This is a genomic window from Caballeronia sp. LjRoot34, assembly GCF_964253815.1.
In the GTDB taxonomy this organism is placed as follows: domain Bacteria; phylum Pseudomonadota; class Gammaproteobacteria; order Burkholderiales; family Burkholderiaceae; genus Caballeronia.
The window spans coordinates 55,840-76,472 of the sequence record NZ_CAXUSB020000002.1; the positions used below are offsets into that span (position 1 = coordinate 55,840).

16 protein-coding genes are annotated in these 20,633 nt (G+C 60.1%); 12 read left to right on the top strand and 4 right to left on the bottom strand.

Features of this window, described 5'->3' with window-relative positions; genetic code table 11:
* On the top strand, positions 1-264 hold the full coding sequence (locus tag ACSQ36_RS19745; protein ID WP_436183265.1) for a hypothetical protein: 264 nt from the start codon (positions 1-3) through the stop codon (positions 262-264).
* A gap of 79 nt (positions 265-343) precedes the next feature.
* On the opposite strand, the gene betA is transcribed toward ACSQ36_RS19745, so the two are convergent.
* From betA to betI, 3 genes are read right to left on the bottom strand one after another with little or no spacing between them, the layout of a single operon-like run.
* Positions 344-2,032: a choline dehydrogenase gene (gene betA / locus ACSQ36_RS19750; RefSeq protein WP_436183266.1), complete on the bottom strand. Its 1,689-nt coding sequence runs from the start codon at positions 2,030-2,032 to the stop codon at positions 344-346.
* 11 nt (positions 2,033-2,043) lie between these two features.
* Positions 2,044-3,513 (bottom strand): betaine-aldehyde dehydrogenase, encoded by a 1,470-nt coding sequence (gene betB, locus ACSQ36_RS19755; RefSeq protein ID WP_436183267.1) that lies wholly within the window; start codon positions 3,511-3,513, stop codon positions 2,044-2,046.
* An 11-nt stretch (positions 3,514-3,524) separates the two neighbouring features.
* On the bottom strand, positions 3,525-4,124 hold the full coding sequence (betI, locus tag ACSQ36_RS19760) for a transcriptional regulator BetI (RefSeq protein WP_436183268.1): 600 nt from the start codon (positions 4,122-4,124) through the stop codon (positions 3,525-3,527).
* 212 nt (positions 4,125-4,336) lie between these two features.
* Here betI and fdhA point away from each other — a divergent pair, with 212 nt between their 5' ends.
* Positions 4,337-5,536, top strand: coding sequence for a formaldehyde dehydrogenase, glutathione-independent (gene fdhA, locus ACSQ36_RS19765; protein WP_436183269.1), 1,200 nt, complete (start codon positions 4,337-4,339; stop codon positions 5,534-5,536).
* Positions 5,537-6,583: 1,047 nt separating this feature from the next.
* Here the strand turns inward: fdhA and ACSQ36_RS19770 are convergent.
* Complete coding sequence (locus ACSQ36_RS19770; RefSeq protein ID WP_213769131.1) at positions 6,584-7,594, bottom strand: GlxA family transcriptional regulator; 1,011 nt, start codon at positions 7,592-7,594, stop codon at positions 6,584-6,586.
* A gap of 442 nt (positions 7,595-8,036) precedes the next feature.
* Between ACSQ36_RS19770 and ACSQ36_RS19775 the strand changes: the two genes are divergently transcribed.
* The 10 genes from ACSQ36_RS19775 (at position 8,037) to ACSQ36_RS19820 (ending at position 20,590) form a co-directional block, all read left to right on the top strand.
* Positions 8,037-9,326 (top strand): serine hydroxymethyltransferase, encoded by a 1,290-nt coding sequence (locus tag ACSQ36_RS19775; protein ID WP_436183270.1) that lies wholly within the window; start codon positions 8,037-8,039, stop codon positions 9,324-9,326.
* Between the two features lie 27 nt (positions 9,327-9,353).
* A complete protein-coding gene (locus ACSQ36_RS19780) occupies positions 9,354-10,325 on the top strand; it encodes a dipeptidase (RefSeq protein WP_436183271.1) in 972 nt (323 codons plus the stop codon).
* 32 nt (positions 10,326-10,357) lie between these two features.
* On the top strand, positions 10,358-10,894 hold the full coding sequence (locus ACSQ36_RS19785; protein WP_213769128.1) for a DUF5943 domain-containing protein: 537 nt from the start codon (positions 10,358-10,360) through the stop codon (positions 10,892-10,894).
* 36 nt (positions 10,895-10,930) lie between these two features.
* Complete coding sequence (locus ACSQ36_RS19790) at positions 10,931-12,994, top strand: FAD-dependent oxidoreductase (RefSeq protein WP_436183272.1); 2,064 nt, start codon at positions 10,931-10,933, stop codon at positions 12,992-12,994.
* 2 nt (positions 12,995-12,996) lie between these two features.
* Entirely contained in the window at positions 12,997-14,916 is a 1,920-nt protein-coding gene (locus ACSQ36_RS19795; RefSeq protein WP_436183273.1) for a (Fe-S)-binding protein, read from the top strand.
* 3 nt (positions 14,917-14,919) lie between these two features.
* Entirely contained in the window at positions 14,920-16,107 is a 1,188-nt protein-coding gene (locus ACSQ36_RS19800) for an electron transfer flavoprotein subunit alpha/FixB family protein (protein WP_436183274.1), read from the top strand.
* A gap of 40 nt (positions 16,108-16,147) precedes the next feature.
* Positions 16,148-16,954, top strand: coding sequence for an electron transfer flavoprotein subunit beta/FixA family protein (locus ACSQ36_RS19805; protein ID WP_346730670.1), 807 nt, complete (start codon positions 16,148-16,150; stop codon positions 16,952-16,954).
* Positions 16,955-17,017: 63 nt separating this feature from the next.
* Positions 17,018-18,316 (top strand): aromatic ring-hydroxylating oxygenase subunit alpha, encoded by a 1,299-nt coding sequence (locus ACSQ36_RS19810; RefSeq protein WP_436183275.1) that lies wholly within the window; start codon positions 17,018-17,020, stop codon positions 18,314-18,316.
* A 59-nt stretch (positions 18,317-18,375) separates the two neighbouring features.
* A complete protein-coding gene (locus ACSQ36_RS19815) occupies positions 18,376-19,587 on the top strand; it encodes an FAD-binding oxidoreductase (protein ID WP_436183276.1) in 1,212 nt (403 codons plus the stop codon).
* Between the two features lie 142 nt (positions 19,588-19,729).
* On the top strand, positions 19,730-20,590 hold the full coding sequence (locus tag ACSQ36_RS19820) for a glycine betaine ABC transporter substrate-binding protein (RefSeq protein ID WP_213769121.1): 861 nt from the start codon (positions 19,730-19,732) through the stop codon (positions 20,588-20,590).
* Positions 20,591-20,633: the final 43 nt, after the last annotated feature.

The following is a 20,633-nucleotide window of genomic DNA, read 5'->3' on the forward strand; positions in this document are numbered from 1 at the left end:
ATGACGTCGACGCGCGTTCAAACCGCCGGACTTTCGCAGCTTGCGTGCGAGCAGCATGATCCTGATGCGGCACTCGCACTGCTCGATCGCAGCCTGGCGCTTGGGCATCGGCGAATTGCGTTGATCCGCTATCTGCACGCACAGTATCTTGGCGCGCCGCTCGAGTCGCGCCATCACGAGTATGTTCACAAGGTGGCGGAGCGCTTGAGCACCGAGACGATTGCGCGCATAGCGATGGCTGCGCGTGCGCGGCTTGAGATTTGATCCCGCTTCCACAGCGGTAGTTGACTTGAGCTAAAAGGGCATCGCGGCTGCCAAGCCGAGATGCCCAAAAAATAACGATTTACACCGCCGCGACGGTCTCCCCCTTACGTGCCTTCGCACCATGCGCGACAAAATATGGCGTATCAACACGCGCTAGCGGCTCATGCCCCCGGATCTTGTCCGCGATCTTTTCGGCCAGCATGATCGTTGGCGCATTCAGGTTGCCGGTCACGATCAGCGGCATGATCGACGCATCGACCACGCGCAGCGATTCGAGCCCGTGCACGCGGCCTTCGTTATCGACCACAGCCAACTCGTCGTAACCCATCTTGCACGAGCACGACGGATGGTAAGCCGTCTCCGCACGTTGCCTCACGAACGCGTCGAGTTGATCGTCCGTGGTGAGATCAGCGCCCGGATGCAACTCCCGTCCACGATATTTCGCGAGTGCCGGCTGATGCATGATCTCGCGCGTAATGCGGATCGCGTCGCGGAATTCACGCCAGTCAAGCGGGTCCGACATGTAGTTGAAAAGGATGCTCGGGTGCGCATTCGGATCGCGAGACTTCAGCTTGACGCGGCCGCGGCTTGGCGATCGCATGGAACCCACATGAGCCTGGAAGCCGTGCATCTTGATCGGGTTCGAGCCGTTGTAGTTGATTGCGACGGGCAGGAAGTGATATTGAATGTTGGGCCACAGGTCGTCGTCGCGCGTACGTATAAAGCCGCCCGCTTCGAACTGATTGCTCGCACCAATGCCCGTACCATTCAACATCCATTTAATCCCGATCTGCGGCTGGTTCCACCATTGCAGCGCAGGATAAAGCGACACGGGTTCAAGGCATTCGTACTGCATGTACATCTCCAGATGATCCTGGAGATTCTCACCGACGCCGGGCAGGTCATGCACTAAAGGCACGTCAAGTTCCCGCAGCCACGTCGATCGGCCGACACCCGAACGCTGCAATAATTGCGGCGATGCAATCGCGCCGCTGCACACCAGTACCTCGCGACGTACATGCGCGGTGACACGTTCGCCGCTATGTAAATACGCCACGCCAATCGCTTTTTTCCCGGCGAACAAGACGCGATCCGTGACGGCGTGCGTCGCGATCGTGAGATTCGGCCGGCCTTTCGCGCGGTCGAGATATCCGCGCGCGGTGCTTGAGCGGCGACCCTTAGGCGTCACGGTCCGGTCCATCGGGCCGAAACCTTCCTGGCTGTATCCGTTGAGGTCATCGGTGCGGGGATAACCGGCCTGCACACCTGCTTCGACCATCGCGGCGAACAACGGATTGTTGCCGGGCTTCGAGGTCGTCACGTGCACCGGGCCGTCACCGCCGTGATACGGGTTCGGTCCGGCATCGCGCGTTTCGGCCTTGCGAAAATACGGCAGGCAATCGGAATAGGTCCAGTTTTCAAGGCCTTTTCTCTCGGCCCAGCCGTCGTAGTCGAGCGCATTGCCGCGGATGTAGCACATGCCGTTGATCAGCGACGACCCGCCCAGTCCTTTACCACGGCCGCATTCCATGCGCCGATTGTTCATGTACGGTTCGGGATCGGTTTCGTAGGCCCAGTTATAGCGCCTTCCTTGCAACGGAAACGCCAGCGCGGCCGGCATTTGCGTGCGGAAGTCGAAGCGGTAGTCCGGACCGCCTGCTTCAAGCAGCAGCACGGTCACGTCGGGGTCTTCGGTGAGACGCGAGGCGAGCACGTTGCCCGCCGAACCCGCGCCCACGACGATGTAGTCGAACTCGTTCGCGCTCATCGCATCGCTCCTTAGAATACGGGTTGGTAGGGACCGAGTTCGACCTGCACGGACTTGATGCTTGTGTAGTGCTCGAGAGTGGTGATGCCGTTTTCGCGGCCTACGCCCGACTGCTTGTATCCGCCCACGGGCATTTCAGCAGGCGATTCTCCCCACGTATTGATCCAGCAGATGCCGGCTTGCAGCGCATGAATCACGCGATGCGCACGCGCCAGATTCTCCGTGACCACGCCCGCGGCGAGGCCGTATTGTGTCGCGTTGGCACGTTCAATCACTTCGCTTTCCTCATCAAATGTGAGGATGCTCATGACCGGGCCAAAAATCTCTTCGCGCACAATGCACATGTCGTCGCGGCAATCGGTGAAGATGGTCGGCTCGACGTATTGCCCTTGAGCGAACGCGTCATGCACGATCCGCGATCCACCCGCGATTAATCGCGCACCCTCTTGCTTGCCGCTTTCGATGAACCCCAGGACTTTATGTAATTGCGCGGCGCTGACGAGCGGGCCGAAGTTGGTGTTGGCGTCCGTTGGTGAGCCTACTCGAATGCGCTTGACGCGCTCCAGTAGAAGCGCTTCGAAGCGTTCGTACACCGGTCGTTGCACGAATACGCGCGTGCCGTTCGTGCAGACCTGGCCGGAACTGAAGAAGTTGGCGCTCATCGCAATGTCGGCGGCGCGTTCGAGATTGGCGTCGTCGAAAATGACGAGCGGGGACTTGCCGCCCAGTTCCATCGTGACTTCTTTCAGCGATGAACCGCCGGCCATCGACATGACTTTCTTGCCCGTCTCCACACCACCCGTAAACGAGATCTTCGCGATGTCCGGATGCGCGGCAAGCAACGCGCCCACGCGGCCGTCGCCCTGCACGACGTTGAACACGCCTGCGGGAACGCCGGCTTCGGAATAGATTTCAGCGAGTTTCAACGTGCTGAGCGGCGTGATTTCGCTGGGCTTGAAGATCATCGCGTTGCCGGCGGCGAGCGCGGGGGCGGACTTCCAGCAGGCGATCTGGATCGGATAATTCCATGCGCCAATGCCCGCGCATACGCCGAGCGGTTCGCGTCGCGTATAGACGAACGAACTCGCGCGCAGCGGGATTTGCTGACCTTCTATGGCCGTTGCGAGCCCGGCGTAGTACTCGATTACATCGGCGCCGGTGACAATGTCCACGGCTCTCGTCTCGGCAATTGGCTTGCCCGTATCGCGGGTTTCGAGCTCGGCGAGTTCGTCGTTGCGTTCACGCAGAATATCCACCGCACGACGCAGGATGCGCGAGCGTTGCATTGCGGTCATGGCGGCCCATTCGCGCTGGCCTTCGCGTGCCGAGCGCACGGCCCGATCGATATCCGCTGCGCTTGCCTGTTGAACGCGCGCGAGCGTTTCGCCCGTGGCGGGGTCGAGCGTGTCAAAGGTTTCGCCGCTGGTGGCATCGACGTAAACGCCGCCGATGTACAGGCGCTGCAATTCGAAAACTGGCATGGCGTAGTCCTTTAAGTGAGGGTTCGGCCGCGTGTGTCGAGCACGAGGTCGATGTAATCGTTGGCCAGACGCATGGCCGCTTTCGTGTCGAACGGTTCACCTGAGAGCGCGCCGCGCAACCACAAGCCGTCGATCAATGCCGCCAGTCCGCTTGCCGCGCGACGGGCGGTGGCGCGCGGCAGTGCCTTCGAAAAATCGGCGCACAAATTGGAATACAGACGACGGGTGTTGACGTTTTGCAGCCGCCGCAATTGCGGTTTGTGCATGCTCTCCGACCAGAACGCGAGCCACGTCTTCATCACCGGATTGCTGACTTGCGCGGCGTCGAAGTTCGCCGCCACCACCGCACGCAAGCGGGCTCGCGGTTCGTCTTTTGCGCCCCGGCGCCTGCGCGATGTTGCGTTCCATAAGTCGCGCAGCACATGGCGCATGGTGGCTTCGAGGAGGCTGTCCTTGTCGCCGAAATAATGACTGACGATACCCGTGGAAATGCTTGCGCGCTGCGCGACCGACGCCAGCGTCGTGCCGGCGAGTCCAGCATGGTCGATGGTCAACAGCGTGGCGTCGATCAACTGCGCCCGGCGGATTTCGCGCATTCCTAGCTTGGGCATGGTTTTTGTCTAAAGAAGCGTTAAGAAAACCAGGATTGAATCCTATGTATTTTATATTGATTGGTCAATCAATATAAAACCGCCATGTCGGATTCTGTCAAACCCGTGTCGTGTTCGATGTGCGTCGGTGGTGCGGCACAGGACTACGCTCGTTAGGCGGTGCATGGCTATGTTTTGCCGTGCAGATCGTCCACGAGACAAGGAGACAGGCAATGAGCAGTAATCGCGGCGTCGTGTATCTGGGGCAGGGCAAGGTTGAAGTGCAATCCATCGACTATCCGAAGATGGTCGATCCGAGCGGCCGGCAGATCGGTCATGGCGTGATTCTCAAGGTGGTCACCACGAATATTTGCGGGTCGGACCAGCATATGGTGCGAGGCCGCACGACCGCCCAAGTCGGCCTCGTGCTCGGACACGAGATCACTGGCGAGGTGATCGAGGTTGGGCGCGACGTGGAGACGCTCAAGATTGGCGATCTGGTTTCGGTGCCGTTCAACGTAGCGTGCGGCCGCTGTCCGACCTGCAAGGCGCAGAATACGGGCGTGTGCCTGAACGTCAATCCGTCGCGTGCGGGCGGTGCCTATGGTTACGTGGACATGGGCGGCTGGATCGGCGGTCAGGCTGAATACGTGTTGGTCCCGTACGCCGATTTCAATCTCCTGAAGTTTCCCGACCGCGACCAGGCGATGTCGAAGATCCGCGATCTCACGTGCCTGTCCGACATCCTGCCCACGGGCTATCACGGTGCCGTGATGGCGGGTGTCAAGCCGGGTTCGACGGTGTATATCGCGGGCGCGGGTCCGGTCGGAATGGCCGCGGCGGCATCCGCTCGTTTGCTGGGCGCAGCTTGTACGATAGTCGGCGACATGAACGAAGAGCGTCTCGCGCATGCGCGCAAGGTTGGCTTTGAGACCGTGGATTTATCGAAGGATGCAACGCTTGGCGAGCAGATCGCGGCCATTCTCGGCACACCGGAAGTGGATTGCGCGGTCGATTGCGTCGGCTTCGAGGCGCATGGTCACGGCAGCAGTGGAAGCCATCAGGAAGCGCCTGCCGCGGTGCTGAATTCGCTGATGGAGATCACGCGGGTAGCGGGTGCGATCGGCATTCCGGGACTCTATGTCACCGACGATCCGGGTGCCGCCGATGCAGCCGCGAGGAAGGGTGCGCTGAGCATTCGCTTCGGGTTGGGCTGGGCTAAGTCGCATTCGTTTTTCACTGGGCAGACGCCGGTCATGAAGTACAACCAGAACCTGATGCAGGCTATTTTGTGGGATCGCTTGCCGATTGCGGATATTGTTAATGTGTCGGTGGTGACGCTTGATCAGGCGCCGGATGGGTATCGGCAATTTGATGGTGGTGCGCCGCGCAAGTTCGTGATTGATCCGCACGGGATGTTGAAAGCGGCCTAAGGGGGTCGTTCGCACTCGGGGTTGGGGTTGGCGGTTTTGGGGCGTTGGGGTTAGTGGTTGGGGTCAGTGCCGGGTTGGTCGGTTCTGGGGTTAGTGGTCGGGGTCTATGCCGGGTTGGTGCTTTCGGCGTTAGTGGTCTGCGAGAGTCGGATTTTCTCTTTATCACTATTAGCCACTGTGCGTGGCGGCACGTCATTTCTTTGTCCAAAGCGACAAAGAAACGAAGCAAAGAAAGCGCTTTTAAACCACGCTACCCTAAGTGTCCACAGCGTGCAGTTTTTATTCATAGGTGCCCCAAAAGCACGGTGCTCGCCAGAGCGAAGGATGTTTGAAACCCTCCTTCTCGCGAATCCTGACACGAACACGCTTCGCCCCGTACGCTCTCGGGCAAGCACCATTGCCAAGGAGCCAGTGCGGCCTCACGGGTACTCGTAGACCCGCGCTTGCCAATGAACACGCTTCGCCACCCGTGCTCTCGGGCACGCACGAATTGACCAGGAACCAGCACGGCCTAACGCGTATTTGCTTCTACGGTTCTTCGTGGGTTAGCCGCTTGGTTAGTGCGGTTATTTTCGTAGGCTACGGCCTTACGCATCTTCGCGGCCCCATTTCTTGGCGGGTCGGCGGCGTGGTCCGTCACGCATAAAAATTGGTGGTTGGTCGTCCGCGGATAGCGCGGGGTGCCCCTTTGGCAGGTTCAATCACTGGTGGCGAAGCGTGTGGGTATCGGTGTTCGGAGAAGGAGGGTTTCACACATCCTTCGCTCTGGCGAGCACCGTGCTTTTGGGGCACCTATGAATGAAAACTGCACGCTGTGGACACTTAGGGTAGCGTGTTTGAAAGCGTTTTCTTTGCTTCGTTTCTTTGTCGCTTTGGACAAAGAAATGACGTGCCGCCACGCACAGTGGCTAATAGTGATAAAGAGAAAATCCGACTCTCGCAGACCACTAACACTGAAAGCACCAACCCGGCATAGACCCCGCCCACTAACCCCAGAACCTAGCCCCTCGACCCCCAACGCCCCCCCGACCGAGTGCGAACGAAAACCTAAGCGGCGCTTTGGGCGATGACCATCGGAGCAACAACAGCGAGCGGCGGCAACTGGCGCCGCCGTTCCCGCGTAGGCGCTGTGCCGAATGAATCTCGATAGCTCTTGCTGAAGTGGCACGCCGACTGAAAGCCGCAAGCCATCGTGATGTGCATGATCGACATATCGGTCTGCAACAGCAATTCACGCGCACGGCGCAACCGCAGCGTCAGGTAATAGTGCGTCGGCGTCATGCCAAGGTGCTCGCGAAACAGCCGCTGCAATTGCCGCTGCGACATCCCTGCCAGCCGCGCGAGTTCTTCCCGCGACAACGGCTCCTCTATGTTGTTCTCCATCAGCGAAATCACTTCGAACAGCGACTTGTTCGCCGAGCCCAGCCGCGCGACCAACGGCATGCGTTGCTGCGCGCTGGTATCGCGAACGTGCTCCACAATGAACTGTTCCGCAATCTGCGTGACCTTCGCCGACCCCACGCGCGTGGCGATCAGGTTCAACATCATGTCGAGCGGCGCAACGCCGCCCGTGCAGGTCACGCGATCCCGGTCGATCACGAATAACTCTTTGAGAAAGCGCGTTTCCGGGAATTCCTCCTTCAGCGCCGACATGTTTTCCCAATGAATCGCGCATGCATAGCCGGCGAGCAGACCGGCTCGCGCGAGAGCATAGGTGCCGGTGCAGAGACTGCCGAGCACGCTGCCCAGCCGCGCAAAACGGCGCAGCGCCGACAGATGCGCGGGCGTGGTCTCGCGCTGGACGTCAATGCCGCCGACCACGAACACAATGTCAGGTAGCCCGACGCACTCGACCGGTCCGGTATCCACAGAGAGGCCATTGCTTGCCGCCACGGGACCGCCGTCCGGACTCACGATCGACCACGTGTACAGCTTCTGCCCGGTCAGATAGTTCGCCATGCGCAGCACTTCGATGGCGTTGGTGAACGCGATCATCGTGAAATTGGGCAGCGGCATGAACGCGAAATGCGCGAGCGACGCGGTTCTGTCGGGGGACATGGAGGAGGGAATCCTTCGAATCTAGGGTGTGGCTATGTCGTGGGGACACGACTATGGACATTTTGTAGATGTTTGCAACTAGCATGCCATCAGGCTAAACCCTATCGGCGTTGAAGCTTACGACGACGTAAGTGATTTGCTACGCACCGCGACGGGGATCAGGGCCACGATTCGCACCGCTTGAGAGCGCGAACGGTTCGCCGCAGTGCAGCATCGAATTGACGTCCAGAACGGCCGAAGGGCGACTTGTGTAAAACGGACGCGCATGTCGGAAAAGGCCAAGAACACGTCTAAATTCATAAATTGGCGTGGGGGGTGAAAGTCAAGAATAGACGCATCGGAAAGCGGGTCTCAGCGTGGTTTCAAGTGCCTTTTGCATACCGGCCCGCCAAGCAAACCGCCTTCCAAAAAACGACTTGTCCCCGAACCCACGGATGCTTCAATGTCAAATTCCTCGACTCGCCCCGCCGCCCCGTTCTTCGAAGAACCGCTTGCCACTCGCGACGCGCCCGTGCGCAGCGCCATCCTGAAAGAGCTGGAACGCCAGCAGTCGCAGATCGAATTGATCGCGTCGGAGAACATTGTCTCGCGCGCTGTTCTTGAAGCGCAGGGTTCGGTGCTGACGAACAAATACGCGGAAGGTTATCCGGGCAAGCGTTATTACGGCGGTTGCGAATTCGTCGATGAAATCGAAACCCTTGCGATCGATCGCGTTAAGCAACTCTTCAGCGCTCAGTTCGCCAACGTCCAGCCGCATTCCGGCGCGCAAGCGAACGGCGCCGTGATGCTCGCGCTGACCAAACCCGGAGACACCGTGCTCGGCATGTCGCTCGATGCAGGCGGTCACCTGACGCACGGCGCGAAGCCGGCGATGTCCGGCAAGTGGTTCAACGCGATCCAGTACGGCGTGAACCGCGAGACCATGCTGATCGATTACGAGCAGATCGAAGAGCTCGCTTTGCAGCACAAGCCGACGTTGTTGATCGCCGGCTTCTCGGCTTATCCGCGCGAACTGGACTTTGCGCGGCTGCGTGCCATTGCGGATAAGGCGGGTTCCAGGCTGATGGTCGATATGGCGCACATTGCCGGCGTGATCGCCGCAGGGCGTCATCAAAACCCGGTCGAGCATGCGCATGTGGTGACATCCACCACGCACAAGACGCTGCGTGGCCCGCGCGGCGGTTTTGTACTGACCAATGACGAAGACATCGCCAAAAAGATCAATTCAGCCGTGTTCCCGGGCCTCCAGGGCGGTCCGCTGATGCACGTAATAGCTGGGAAGGCCGTCGCCTTCGGCGAGGCGCTGCAGCCCGGTTTCAAGACTTACATCGATAACGTGCTGGCGAACGCAAAGGCGCTGGGCGAAGTGCTGAAGGCCGGCGGCGTCGATCTCGTGACCGGCGGCACGGATAACCACTTGCTGCTCGTCGATCTGCGTCCGAAGGGCCTGAAGGGCAACCAGGTCGAGCACGCGCTGGAACGCGCCGGGATCACTTGCAACAAGAACGGCATTCCGTTCGATCCGGAAAAGCCCACGGTCACCTCAGGGGTGCGCCTCGGCACGCCGGCCGGCACCACGCGTGGTTTTGGCGTGGCAGAGTTCCGTGACATCGGCCGCTTGATCGTGGAAGTATTTGACGCTTTGCGCGATCACCCGGACGGTCACGCTGAGACCGAACACCGCGTGCGCCGCGAAATCTTCGCGCTGTGCGAACGCTTTCCCATTTATTGATTACGCCCTCCTTTTCCGGAGCAAGAGATGAGCACACTTCACGACAGCAGCATCATCATCGACGGCCTGAATATTTCGAAGTTCGAGCCGTCGGTATTCGAGGACATGAGAAAAGGCGGCGTGACCGCGGTGAACTGCACCGTGTCGGTCTGGGAGAGCTTCCAGAAAACCGTCGACAACATTGCTGAAATGCGTCAGATGATGCGCGAGCACAGCGACATCCTCACGCTTGTGCGCACCACGGACGACATTCGCCGCGCGAAGCAAGAGAACAAGACGGGCATCATTTTCGGTTTCCAGAACGCGCATGCGTTCGAGGACAACCTGGGCTACATCGAAACGTTCAAGCAGCTTGGCGTGAATGTCGTGCAGCTTTGCTACAACACGCAGAACCTCGTGGGCACCGGTTGTTATGAACGCGATGGCGGTCTCTCGGGCTTCGGCCGCGAAGTGATCCAGGAAATGAACCGCGTGGGCATCATGGTCGACCTGTCGCACGTGGGCGGCACGACGTCTTCTGAAGCTATCGCCTTTTCGAAGAAGCCGGTGTGTTATTCGCATTGCTGCCCGTCGGGCCTGAAAGAACATCCGCGCAACAAGTCCGATGAACAACTTAAGGAAATTGTCGACGCGGGCGGTTTCGTCGGCGTGACGATGTTCGCGCCGTTCCTGAAGCGCGGCCCGGATGCGACGGTGGAAGACTACCTCGAAGCGATCGAGTATGTGGTCGACCTGATCGGCGAAGACAACGTGGGCATTGGCACGGACTTCACGCAAGGCTACAGCACGGAATTCTTCGACTGGATCACACACGACAAGGGCCGTTATCGTCAGTTGACGAATTTCGGCAAGGTCGTGAATCCAGAAGGAATCCGAACGATTGGGGAATTCCCGAACCTGACCGCCGCGATGGAACGCGCCGGCTGGAGCGAGGCGCGCATCAAGAAGATCATGGGCGAAAACTGGGTACGCGTGTTCGACAGCGTCTGGAACGTCTGACCCGGCTCACCCAATACAAAGGAACCCACACGATGCAACCGCAACTGCCTATTGACGTCGATCCGGAAACCGGTGTCTGGACGACCGACTCGCTGCCCATGCTCTATGTGCCGCGCCATTTCTTCACGAACAATCACCTGGCGGTTGAAGAAGCGCTGGGCCGCGACGTGTATGCGAAAAGCCTTTATACAGCGGGCCACAAGTCGGCGTATCACTGGTGCGATAAAGAAGCCACGCAGCACGGCATCAGCGGCATGGCGGTGTTTGAACATTATCTGAAGCGCCTGTCGCAACGCGGCTGGGGTTTGTTCTCGATCGTAAAAAGTGATCCGGCTGCATCAACGGCGACCGTGCATCTGCATAACTCGTCGTTCGTGCTGGCGCAGCCGGGCAAGGAAGGCAAGCTTTGCTACATGTTCGCAGGCTGGTTCTCAGGTGCGATGGACTGGGTCAACGACACCGCGCCGGAAGGCACGAAGAAAGGTCCGAAGTCGTTTTCGGTCGAGACCCAATGCGCGGCCGAAGGCCATTCGCATTGCGTGTTCGAAGTGACGCCGCTGGCAGCGTGAAAGCGTAGTGCATAGATAAATCCGAGGTCGACCGCGATGCGTTACCCCAACCTTTTCAAGCCTCTCACGCTGAACAAGCTGACCTTGCGCAATCGCATTGTCAGCACCGCGCACGCTGAGGTCTACGCGGAACCGGGCGGTTTGCCCGGTGATCGGTATATCCGTTATTACGAGGAAAAGGCCAAGGGCGGCGTAGGATTGGCCGTATGCGGCGGATCGAGCCCGGTGTCTATCGATAGTCCGCAAGGATGGTGGAAGTCGGTGAATCTTGCGACCGACAAGATTATTGATCCGCTCTCGCGCCTGGCCGAAGCCATGCACAAGCACGGCGCGAAGATCATGATCCAGGCGACTCACATGGGCCGTCGCACGGCTTATCACGGCGAGCACTGGCCGCATCTGATGTCGCCGTCCGGCGTGCGTGAACCGGTGCATCGCGGCAACGCGAAGATCATTGAAGTGGAGGAGATCAAGCGCATCATTTCCGACTTCGCGGCGGCCGCCAAGCGCGTAAAAGATGCGGGCATGGATGGCGTCGAAATCTCGGCGGCGCACCAGCATTTGATCGACCAGTTCTGGAGTCCTCGCACGAATTTTCGTACCGATGAATGGGGCGGTTCGCTCGAAAACCGTCTTCGTTTTGGTAACGAAGTGCTCAAGGCCGTGCGTGAAGCGGTAGGTCCGGATTTCTGCGTCGGCCTGCGCATGTGCGGCGACGAATTCCACGAAGACGGCCTCGATCACACGCAGTTGAAGGAGATCGCGCAGTCGATGTCCGAGTCCGGTCTGATCGACTACATCGGCGTGATTGGTTCTGGTGCTGACACGCACAACACGCTCGCGAACTGCATGCCGCCGATGGCGCTACCGCCCGAGCCGTTCGTGCATCTCGCGGCGGGCATCAAGTCGGTGGTGAAGCTGCCCGTGATGCATGCGCAAAGCATTCGCGACGCAGGGCAAGCCGAGCGCTTGCTGGAAAGCGGCATGATCGATCTGGTCGGCATGACGCGGGCTCAGATCGCCGATCCGCACATGGTCATCAAGATCCGCGATGGCCGCGAAGACGAGATCAAGCAGTGCGTGGGCGCGAATTATTGTATTGACCGGCAGTACAACGGTCTTGATGTGCTGTGCGTGCAGAACGCGGCCACATCACGTGAAGAGACCATGCCGCACGTGATCGAAAAATCGCGTGGACCGAAGCGGAAGGTCGTTATCGTTGGTGCGGGTCCTGCGGGACTCGAAGCCGCGCGCGTGGCGAAATCGCGGGGGCATGACGTCGTATTGTTCGAGAAGAACGATTATGTGGGTGGCCAGATCATGCTCGCGGCCAAGGCGCCGCAGCGCGAGCAGATGGCGGGCATCGTGCGCTGGTTCGACATGGAAACGAAGCGCCTTGGTGTGGATCGCCGGCTGGGCGTTGCCGCCGACGAGAAGATGATCATGGCGGAGAAGCCGGACATCGTCGTGCTGGCGACAGGCGGTTCGTCGTTCACGCAGCAAGTGCCGGCATGGGGCGTCGAGCAAGGTCTGGCTGTTAGTTCGTGGGACATCCTCTCAGGCAAGGTCGAGCCGGGCAAAAACGTACTGGTCTATGACGGCGTGAGCATGCAGGCAGGCGCGGGCGTGGCGGATTTCATGGCGAGCCGCGGCTCCAACGTCGAGATCGTGACTCCGGACGTCAAGGTCTCGGACGATGTGGGCGGCACCACCTTCCCGATTTTCTATCGACGCCTGTATGCGCAAGGCGTTATCTCCACGCCGAACTACTGGCTCGACAAAGTGTATGAGGAAGACGGCAAGAAAATCGCCGTGATTCGCAACGAGTACACGGAAGAGCAGGAAGAGCGCGCGGTCGATCAGGTCGTGATCGAGAACGGCATCTTGCCGAACGACGAGCTCTACTGGAAGCTCAAGCCGGAGTCGTTGAATCGCGGTCAGATCGATGTGCACAAGCTGTTCGCATCCGAGCCGCAACCTTCCTTGAGTGAAGAACTGGGCAACGGCCGCTTCCTGCTGTTCCGCGTAGGCGACTGCATCTCCATGCACAACATTCACGGCGCGATCTACGACGCGCTGCGCCTCGTCAAGGACTTCTGATAATGAGCCCGGTGTTTGTCATTACCGCGTTGTTGTGGTTGTCGGTGGCGGGTCTGGCATTTGCACTGTTCAAGCGTGCGGCGTATTGGCGTGAGGGCCGCGCGACGGCAGCGGGTGCATACGGCTGGGGCAATTTGCTGTCGATCCCGAAGCGCTATTTCGTCGATCTGCATCATGTGGTCGCACGCGATCCGTATATTGCGAAGACGCACGTGGCAACAGCCGGCGGCGCAATCGCAGCCATGGCGCTCGTATTCCTCAACTACGGGCTGGCCATCTATTCGCCGTGGCTCGACAAGCTGATTTTCCTGGCAGCGCTCGTGATGCTGGTCGGTGCGGTGTTCGTGTGGCGTCGCCGACATGGAGCGAAGGCAGTGCCGGCGCGTTTGTCGCGTGGGCCGTGGGACAGCCTGCCGCTGCTGCTCGGTTCATTCGCGCTTGGGCTTGTGCTGTTTATCGTGTTGCCCGCTGCAGCAATGTCCGGCGCATTGGCAATCATCGTCGCGTTATTGATTGCTGCGGGTGCCTTCACGATGACCTTCGGCGCGGCTCGCGGCGGTCCGATGAAACACGCGCTCGCAGGTTTGCTGCATCTCGCGTTTCATCCCCGGCAAGAGCGTTTCACGGGGCGCAGCCACGAGCATGACGTCGTGCCGCCGACCGCGCTCAAGATGCCGGTGCTCGATGCAAAGGAATATGGCGTTGGCAAGCCGGTGGAGTTTCGCTGGAATCAATTGTTGAGCTTCGACGCCTGCGTGCAATGCGGCAAGTGCGAAGCCGCATGTCCGGCGTTCGCAGCGGGTCAGCCGCTGAACCCGAAGAAGCTGATCCAGGATCTGGTGACCGGCATGGTCGGCGGTACGGACGCCGCGTATGCAGGCAGCCCGACGCCCGGCATTCCGCTCGGCAAGCATTCAGGCGCACCGTCGAAGCCGCTGATTTCCACGATGATCGAAGCGGATACGATCTGGTCCTGCACCACGTGCCGTGCGTGCGTTCAAGAGTGCCCGATGCTGATCGAGCACGTGGACGCTATCGTGGATATGCGTCGCAACCAGACGCTGGTCGAAGGCATTGTGCCGGGCAAGGGTGCGGAAACGCTGGCGAACTTGCGCGAGACGGGCAGCGCGAACGGCTTTGATATCGGCGCGCGTTACGACTGGGCCGTGGATTTGCAAGTGCAGGTCGCGCAGCCGGGACGTCCGGTCGATGTGCTGCTCATCGCAGGCGAAGGTGCGTTCGACATGCGCTATCAGCGCTCCCTGCGCGCGCTGGTCAAGGTGCTGAACAAGGCGGGCGTCGACTACGCGGTGCTGGGCGGCGTGGAAACGGATACCGGCGATACGGCGCGCCGTCTGGGCGATGAAGCCACGTTCCAGCAACTGGCGACGCAACTCATCGAGACCCTGTCGAAGTATTCGTTCAGGAAGATCGTTACTGCCGATCCGCACGTGATGCATAGCTTGCGCAACGAGTATCGCGCGCTGGGCGGCTTGTATGAGGTGCAGCATCACACTTCGTTGATCGCGGAGCTGGTCGCTAGTGGCAAGCTCACGCCGGCCGCTGAAAGCGCGCTGGCGGCGGGCAAGACGGTCACGTATCACGACCCGTGTTATCTCGGCCGATACAACGGTGAGACGGAAGCGCCGCGCAAGTTGCTCAAATCGATCGGCATCAAGGTCGTCGAGATGGAACGCAATGGCATGCGTGGACGATGCTGCGGCGGCGGTGGCGGCGCGCCGCTAACCGACATCCCCGGCAAGCAGCGTATTCCCGACATCCGTATCAACGACGCCCGCTCGGTCAACGCGGAGATCGTTGCGGTCGGTTGTCCGAACTGCACGGCGATGCTGGAAGGTGTGGTAGGTAGTCGGCCGGAAGTGCTGGACGTGGCTGAACTCGTTGCAGCGGCGCTGGAGTAAGCAATGGATACCATCAAACGAATCGATCCGCGCCGGCCATTTTCCATCACGGCAGAAGGGGTCAAACGCATTACGCTGGGGTTTGTCGGCGTGGCGGAAGGCGGTAATGCTACTGCGCCAGGTGGGCATCGTGAGCAGGCGAAGCCGCGTCGTACGACTGCCACAGCGCAACGTTCGTTACTCGTGGCCGCGCACAGCGACCGTGGTTCGCTTGACGACCACGCGCGTCAGACGCTTGCGGCAGCCGCTTTACTTGCGGACTCGACAACGCAAGTCGTCTTGCTCGTCCTGGGCGAACTGAAGGACGACGCGGCTGCGCTCGGCGCGGACAAGGTGATCGAGATGCCGGCATTTGATCGTCGCGCATTCGCGCCCGATGCCGCACTGAATGCGCTCGCCGCATGTGTCGCGGCGTATTCACCCGCGCATGTTTTCCTCCCCGACAATGCCACCGGTGACGGCGATCTTGGTCGCCGATACGCGGCGCAAGCGAAGGCATCGGTGGCGACACACGTGGTCGAAATCGACGCCGTGCACGTGGCGGTTTACACCCAGGCGCGCAAGGCGTTTGCCGTGGGTTCTCTCCCCGACGTGATCCTGCTCGCCCCGAATGCGGTTGATGCAAGGTTGCCGTTCATCGGCGCAGGCGAGCGGGTTGCGTCAGAGCAGTTCCTCGTTGAAGACCACCAGAAAACAAGTCCCTACAAAGACCTGGGCATCGAAGAAATAGATGCCGCGCAAGTGGCGCTGGAAGAGGCGGATTTCATCGTGTCGGCGGGTAATGGCGTGACCGATGTTCCGGCATTCGAGCGCCTTGCCAGTACGGTAGGCGCTGCAATCGGCGCAAGCCGCGTAGCCGTCGACGACGGCAAGTTCCCTCGCGACAAACAGATCGGCGCAACCGGCAAGACGGTCGATGCGAGCATCTACATTGCGTTCGGTATCTCCGGCGCGGTGCAGCACTTGCAGGGCATCAAGGATTGCCGTCATGTGATTGCGGTGAATCTGGACGCGAGCGCGCCAATCGCAAAACGCGCGAACCTGACGATTATCGGCGACGCGCAAGAAACGATCACGGCGTTGACCGATGCCGCTGCGGCCGCACGTAACGCGCGTGCCAACCCGGGCTCACTCACACCGTCCGGCGGTCAAGCCTCGGCTACCGCCAAGCTGGAAGGAGCGCTCGCATGAATCTCATCGGGCACGTGCGGGGAGCATTCAATTGACTAGCGTGAGTAATGCATCGACCACGAAGCGCGTAAGCAAAATTGCTGTGCTCGTATCAGTGGGTCGTCATCCGGTGAGCGGGACGGCGCGCTATAGCCGCAACGACGCCGCCGCGCTGACGCTGGCAAAGCGGCTCGCCATCCAACACCAGGCCACGCTCGACGTGTTGCACGCCGGCGATCCAACCAATCCCGCATTGCGCGAATATCTCGCGTTGGGCGCGGCAAAGGTGGAAGTGCTGGCCGTAGCAGAAGGCGATGAAATCGCGACTGCGCTGAGCGCACGCTTGAAGGGTTACGACCTCGTGCTGACCGGCACGCGCGCCGAAGGCACGGAAGACAGCGGCATGCTGCCGTATCAACTTGCCGATGCATTAGGCTTTGCGCTGCTTGGATCGGCGGTGGATATCGATATTGAAACCGACGTTGAAGCGGCTCAAGTCACCGTCCGGCAATTCCTGCCGAAAGGGTTGCGCCGGCGCGTGCAGGCAAGCTTGCCCGCCCTGGTCGCGGTGCATCCAATGGCCAACGCCACGCCGCGATACGCGTACGCAAAACTGCGCGAAGGGACGATCGAACCGGTACCGGTGAGTGCCGCCAACGCATCGGCACGCATCCCCTGGACGATCAAGCCCGCGACGGCAAAACCCGTGCGGCTGGCGGCGGCCGAAAAGCGTTCGGGCCACGCGCGCATGCTCTCGGCCACGACCACGGAAAGTCGGGGCGGCAGCGTCGTAATTGAGGGGACTTCCGTCGAAAAAGCACAAGTGATCCTGGCGTATTTGCGCGAGCATCAACTCGTCGACTATTGATTCGCGACACGAAAATTCCCGCACGTTCAAGGTCGGGCGGCGCACCAAAACACGGAGTACACGATGAAAGTTTCCGCAGACGTTCGCGCAATGATCGAACGCCGCAAGAAGGGTCACACGCTGGAAGCGCCGTTCTACGCGAGCGAGGAAGTCCACGCGCTCGACATGGAGGCGATCTTCCGGCGGCACTGGATCCAGGTCGCGGTCGAACCGGACGTGCCGGAAGCGGGCGACTACATGACGGTGGAACTCGGCAACGATTCCATCCTGATCGTGCGTGACGACGACATGCAGATCCGCGCGTTCCATAACGTTTGCCGGCATCGCGGTGCGCGCCTGTGCAGCTCGGAGAAGGGCTCGCTGGGCAATATCGTGTGCCCGTATCACAGCTGGACCTACAACCTGAACGGCGACCTCATGTTCGCCGAGCACATGGGCGAGCAGTTCGACAAGTGCAAGCACAGCCTCAAGAAGGTCCACCTTGAAAACCTCGCAGGGTTGATCTTTGTCTGCCTCGCTGAAACGCCGCCGGCGGATTTCGCCGTATTGCGCGCGTCGATGGAACCGTATCTGCTGCCGCATGGTCTGGCCGACTGCAAGATAGCCGCCGCTATCGACATTATCGAAAAGGGTAACTGGAAGCTCACGATGGAGAACAACCGCGAGTGTTATCACTGCGTTGCGAACCATCCGGAACTGACCATCTCGCTCTACGAATATGGCTTCGGTTACCAGCGTTCCGCCGACAATGAAGAAGCGATGGCCGCCTTCGACAAGACCGTTGAAGAACGCACAAAGCAATGGGAGGCGATGAACTTGCCGTCGAAGGAAATCGACCGGCTCGCTGATCTTGTGAGCGGTTTTCGCACGCAACGTTTGCCGCTCGATCGCAGCGGCGAGTCCCAGACCATGGACGCCAAGGTGGCGTCGAAGAAATTGCTCGGCGGTTTCCAGCAGGCCGATCTCGGTGGCCTCTCGTTCTGGACGCAGCCGAATTCGTGGCATCACTTCATGAGCGATCATATTGTGAGTTTCTCGGTGATCCCGCTGTCGGCCGGCGAGACGCTTGTGCGCACCAAATGGCTCGTGCACAAGGACGCGAAGGAAGGCATTGACTACAACGTCGACAACCTGACGGCCGTCTGGCGCGCGACCAACGATCAGGACCGCGCGCTGGTGGAATTCTCGCAACTCGGGGTGACGAGCAGCGCGTATGAACCGGGTCCCTATTCGCCGTTCACGGAAGGCCTCGTGGAGAAATTCTGCGAGTGGTATATCGGCCGGCTCGACGACTACGCGAACACGCCGGATGAAGCGAGCGTGAGCACGCACGGCGAGAAAGTCGTGTCGTTCAAGCGCTAGCTTATCGAATACTCAAGCGAACAAACAACGTCGCACTCAAAGCTACAGCGGAGAAACAGATGATGCGCGATCAGGCGACGTTCGAGCCTGCCCCGAACCGGGTGACCCAGCCCGAGTTCTGGGGCACGCTTCCCGCCCGTTGGGATAGCGACACCGACGAGACGCTCGTCTGCTGCCACGTTCGTCAGGAAACGCACGACGTAAAGAGTTTTTTCTTTCGTGCGCCGGTCGAACGGACCTTCGTTTTCGAGCCGGGCCAGTTCATCACGCTGGAGCTGGAGATAGACGGCGAATCGATTAATCGCTGCTATACGATCTCGTCGCCGCCTACGCGTCCGCATACCATCTCCATCACGGTGAAGCGCGTGCCGGGCGGCAAGGTGTCGAACTGGCTGCACGACAATCTTCAGCCGGGCGGCAAGGTTCGGGTGCTGGGGCCAGCCGGCGAATTCACTTGCGCGCGGCATCCGGCGCGCAAGTTCCTGTTCTTATCGGCGGGATCGGGTGTCACGCCGTTGATGTCCATGAGCCGCGCGCATCACGAACTCGGCGAGGATCGCGACATCGTGTTCGTGCACAGCGCACGCACCCCCGACGACATCATCTTCGCGCGCGAGCTCGATCTGATTGCGTCGAACCAGGCGAATTTCCGCACGGCGTTTGTATGCGAACGAGTCGGTGCACGTACAAGCTGGCACGGCGTGACGGGTTTTCTCACGCTGCCCTTGCTCAAGCTGATCGCGCCGGATTTCATGGAGCGGGAAATCTTTACCTGCGGTCCGGCGCCGTACATGAAAGCGGTGCGTGATCTGCTTGCAGAAGGCGGTTTCGACGCGACGCATTATCACGAGGAAAGTTTCTCCTTCGAGACGATCGCGGAAGTCGCCGCGCAACTGACGACGGCGCACGTGGCCGACGCGTTGCAGCCCACCGGGGCATTCAGCGAGATGCGGGAGGCAGCGGTTGGCTTTGACTTGTCGCCCATACCTGCACCCGTGCCTGTAGAGACCACGTTCAAGGTCAGTTTTGCCAAGAGCAATCGCGAGATCGAATGCGGCAGCGCGCAGCATGTGCTGGACGCCGCCAAGAAATCGGGCGTGCGTTTGCCGGCATCGTGTACGCAAGGCATGTGCGGCACCTGCAAGGTCAAGCTCCTCTCCGGCGAAGTCGAGATGAAACATAACGGCGGCATTCGCCAGCGCGAGATCGATCAGGGCATGGTTCTGTTGTGTTGCAGCAAGCCGCTGACGGATCTTGTCGTCGATAAGTAGGGTATTCATCAGGCCCGGCGACGCAGCCGGATAAAACGAGGTCGCATCCGGACAACTGGGTGTCGAAAAACAACCAGTCGGCGCATTTCTGGCCGGTGATTCTAAAGCCTCAATGGTGTGGAACGTAAAGGGGAGTACGACAATGAGACTGATCAAGAAACTGCTTGTTTTAAGCACTTTAAGTGCCGCGCTGGCTGCAACCAGCGCGGGTGTAATTGCCGCCGATGCGAAACCGACCATCAAGATCGGTTACGTGGAAGGCTGGGATGACAGCGTGGCGACGACGAACGTGGCGGCGCAGATCATCGAGAAGAAGCTGGGTTATCCCGTGCAACTCGTGCCGGTTTCCGCCGGCGTGATGTGGCAAGGTGTGGCGCGCGGTGACCTCGATATGACGCTGTGCGCCTGGTTGCCGGTCACGCACGGCGCCTACTGGGAGAACTTCAAGTCGAAGGTCGTCGATCTCGGCACCAACTTTCCTGACGCGAAGATCGGCCTGATCGTGCCGGAAGATGCGGACGTGACGAGCCTGACGGATCTTGAAGCGAAGAAGGCGGAGTTCGGCGGGCGAATTGTCGGTATCGACGCCGGGGCCGGCGTGATGCAGAAAGCGGGCGAGGCGATCAAGGCCTACAACCTCGACTACACGTTGATGCCGAGCTCGGGCAGTGCCATGACGGCGGAACTGGCGCGTTCGGAAAACGCGAAGAAGCCGATCATTGTGACAGGCTGGAAACCGCATTGGATGTTCGCGAAGTACAAGCTGAAATTCCTGGAAGATCCGAAGAAGGTGTTTGGTGAATCGGAGCACGTCGACAACATCATCAATCCGGAACTCGAAAAGAAGGCGCCTACCGTGGTCGCTTTCCTGAAGAAGTTCCAATGGAAACCGGGTGAGATCGACAGCGTGATGCTGGCGACCACGAACGGCGCAAAGCCGGCCGCCGCTGCCGATGCATGGATCAGCGCTCACGGCGATCGCGTGTCGAGCTGGACTAATTAGACATCCAGAGCTTTAGCTTCAACGAAACAACGCCGCTTTTCAG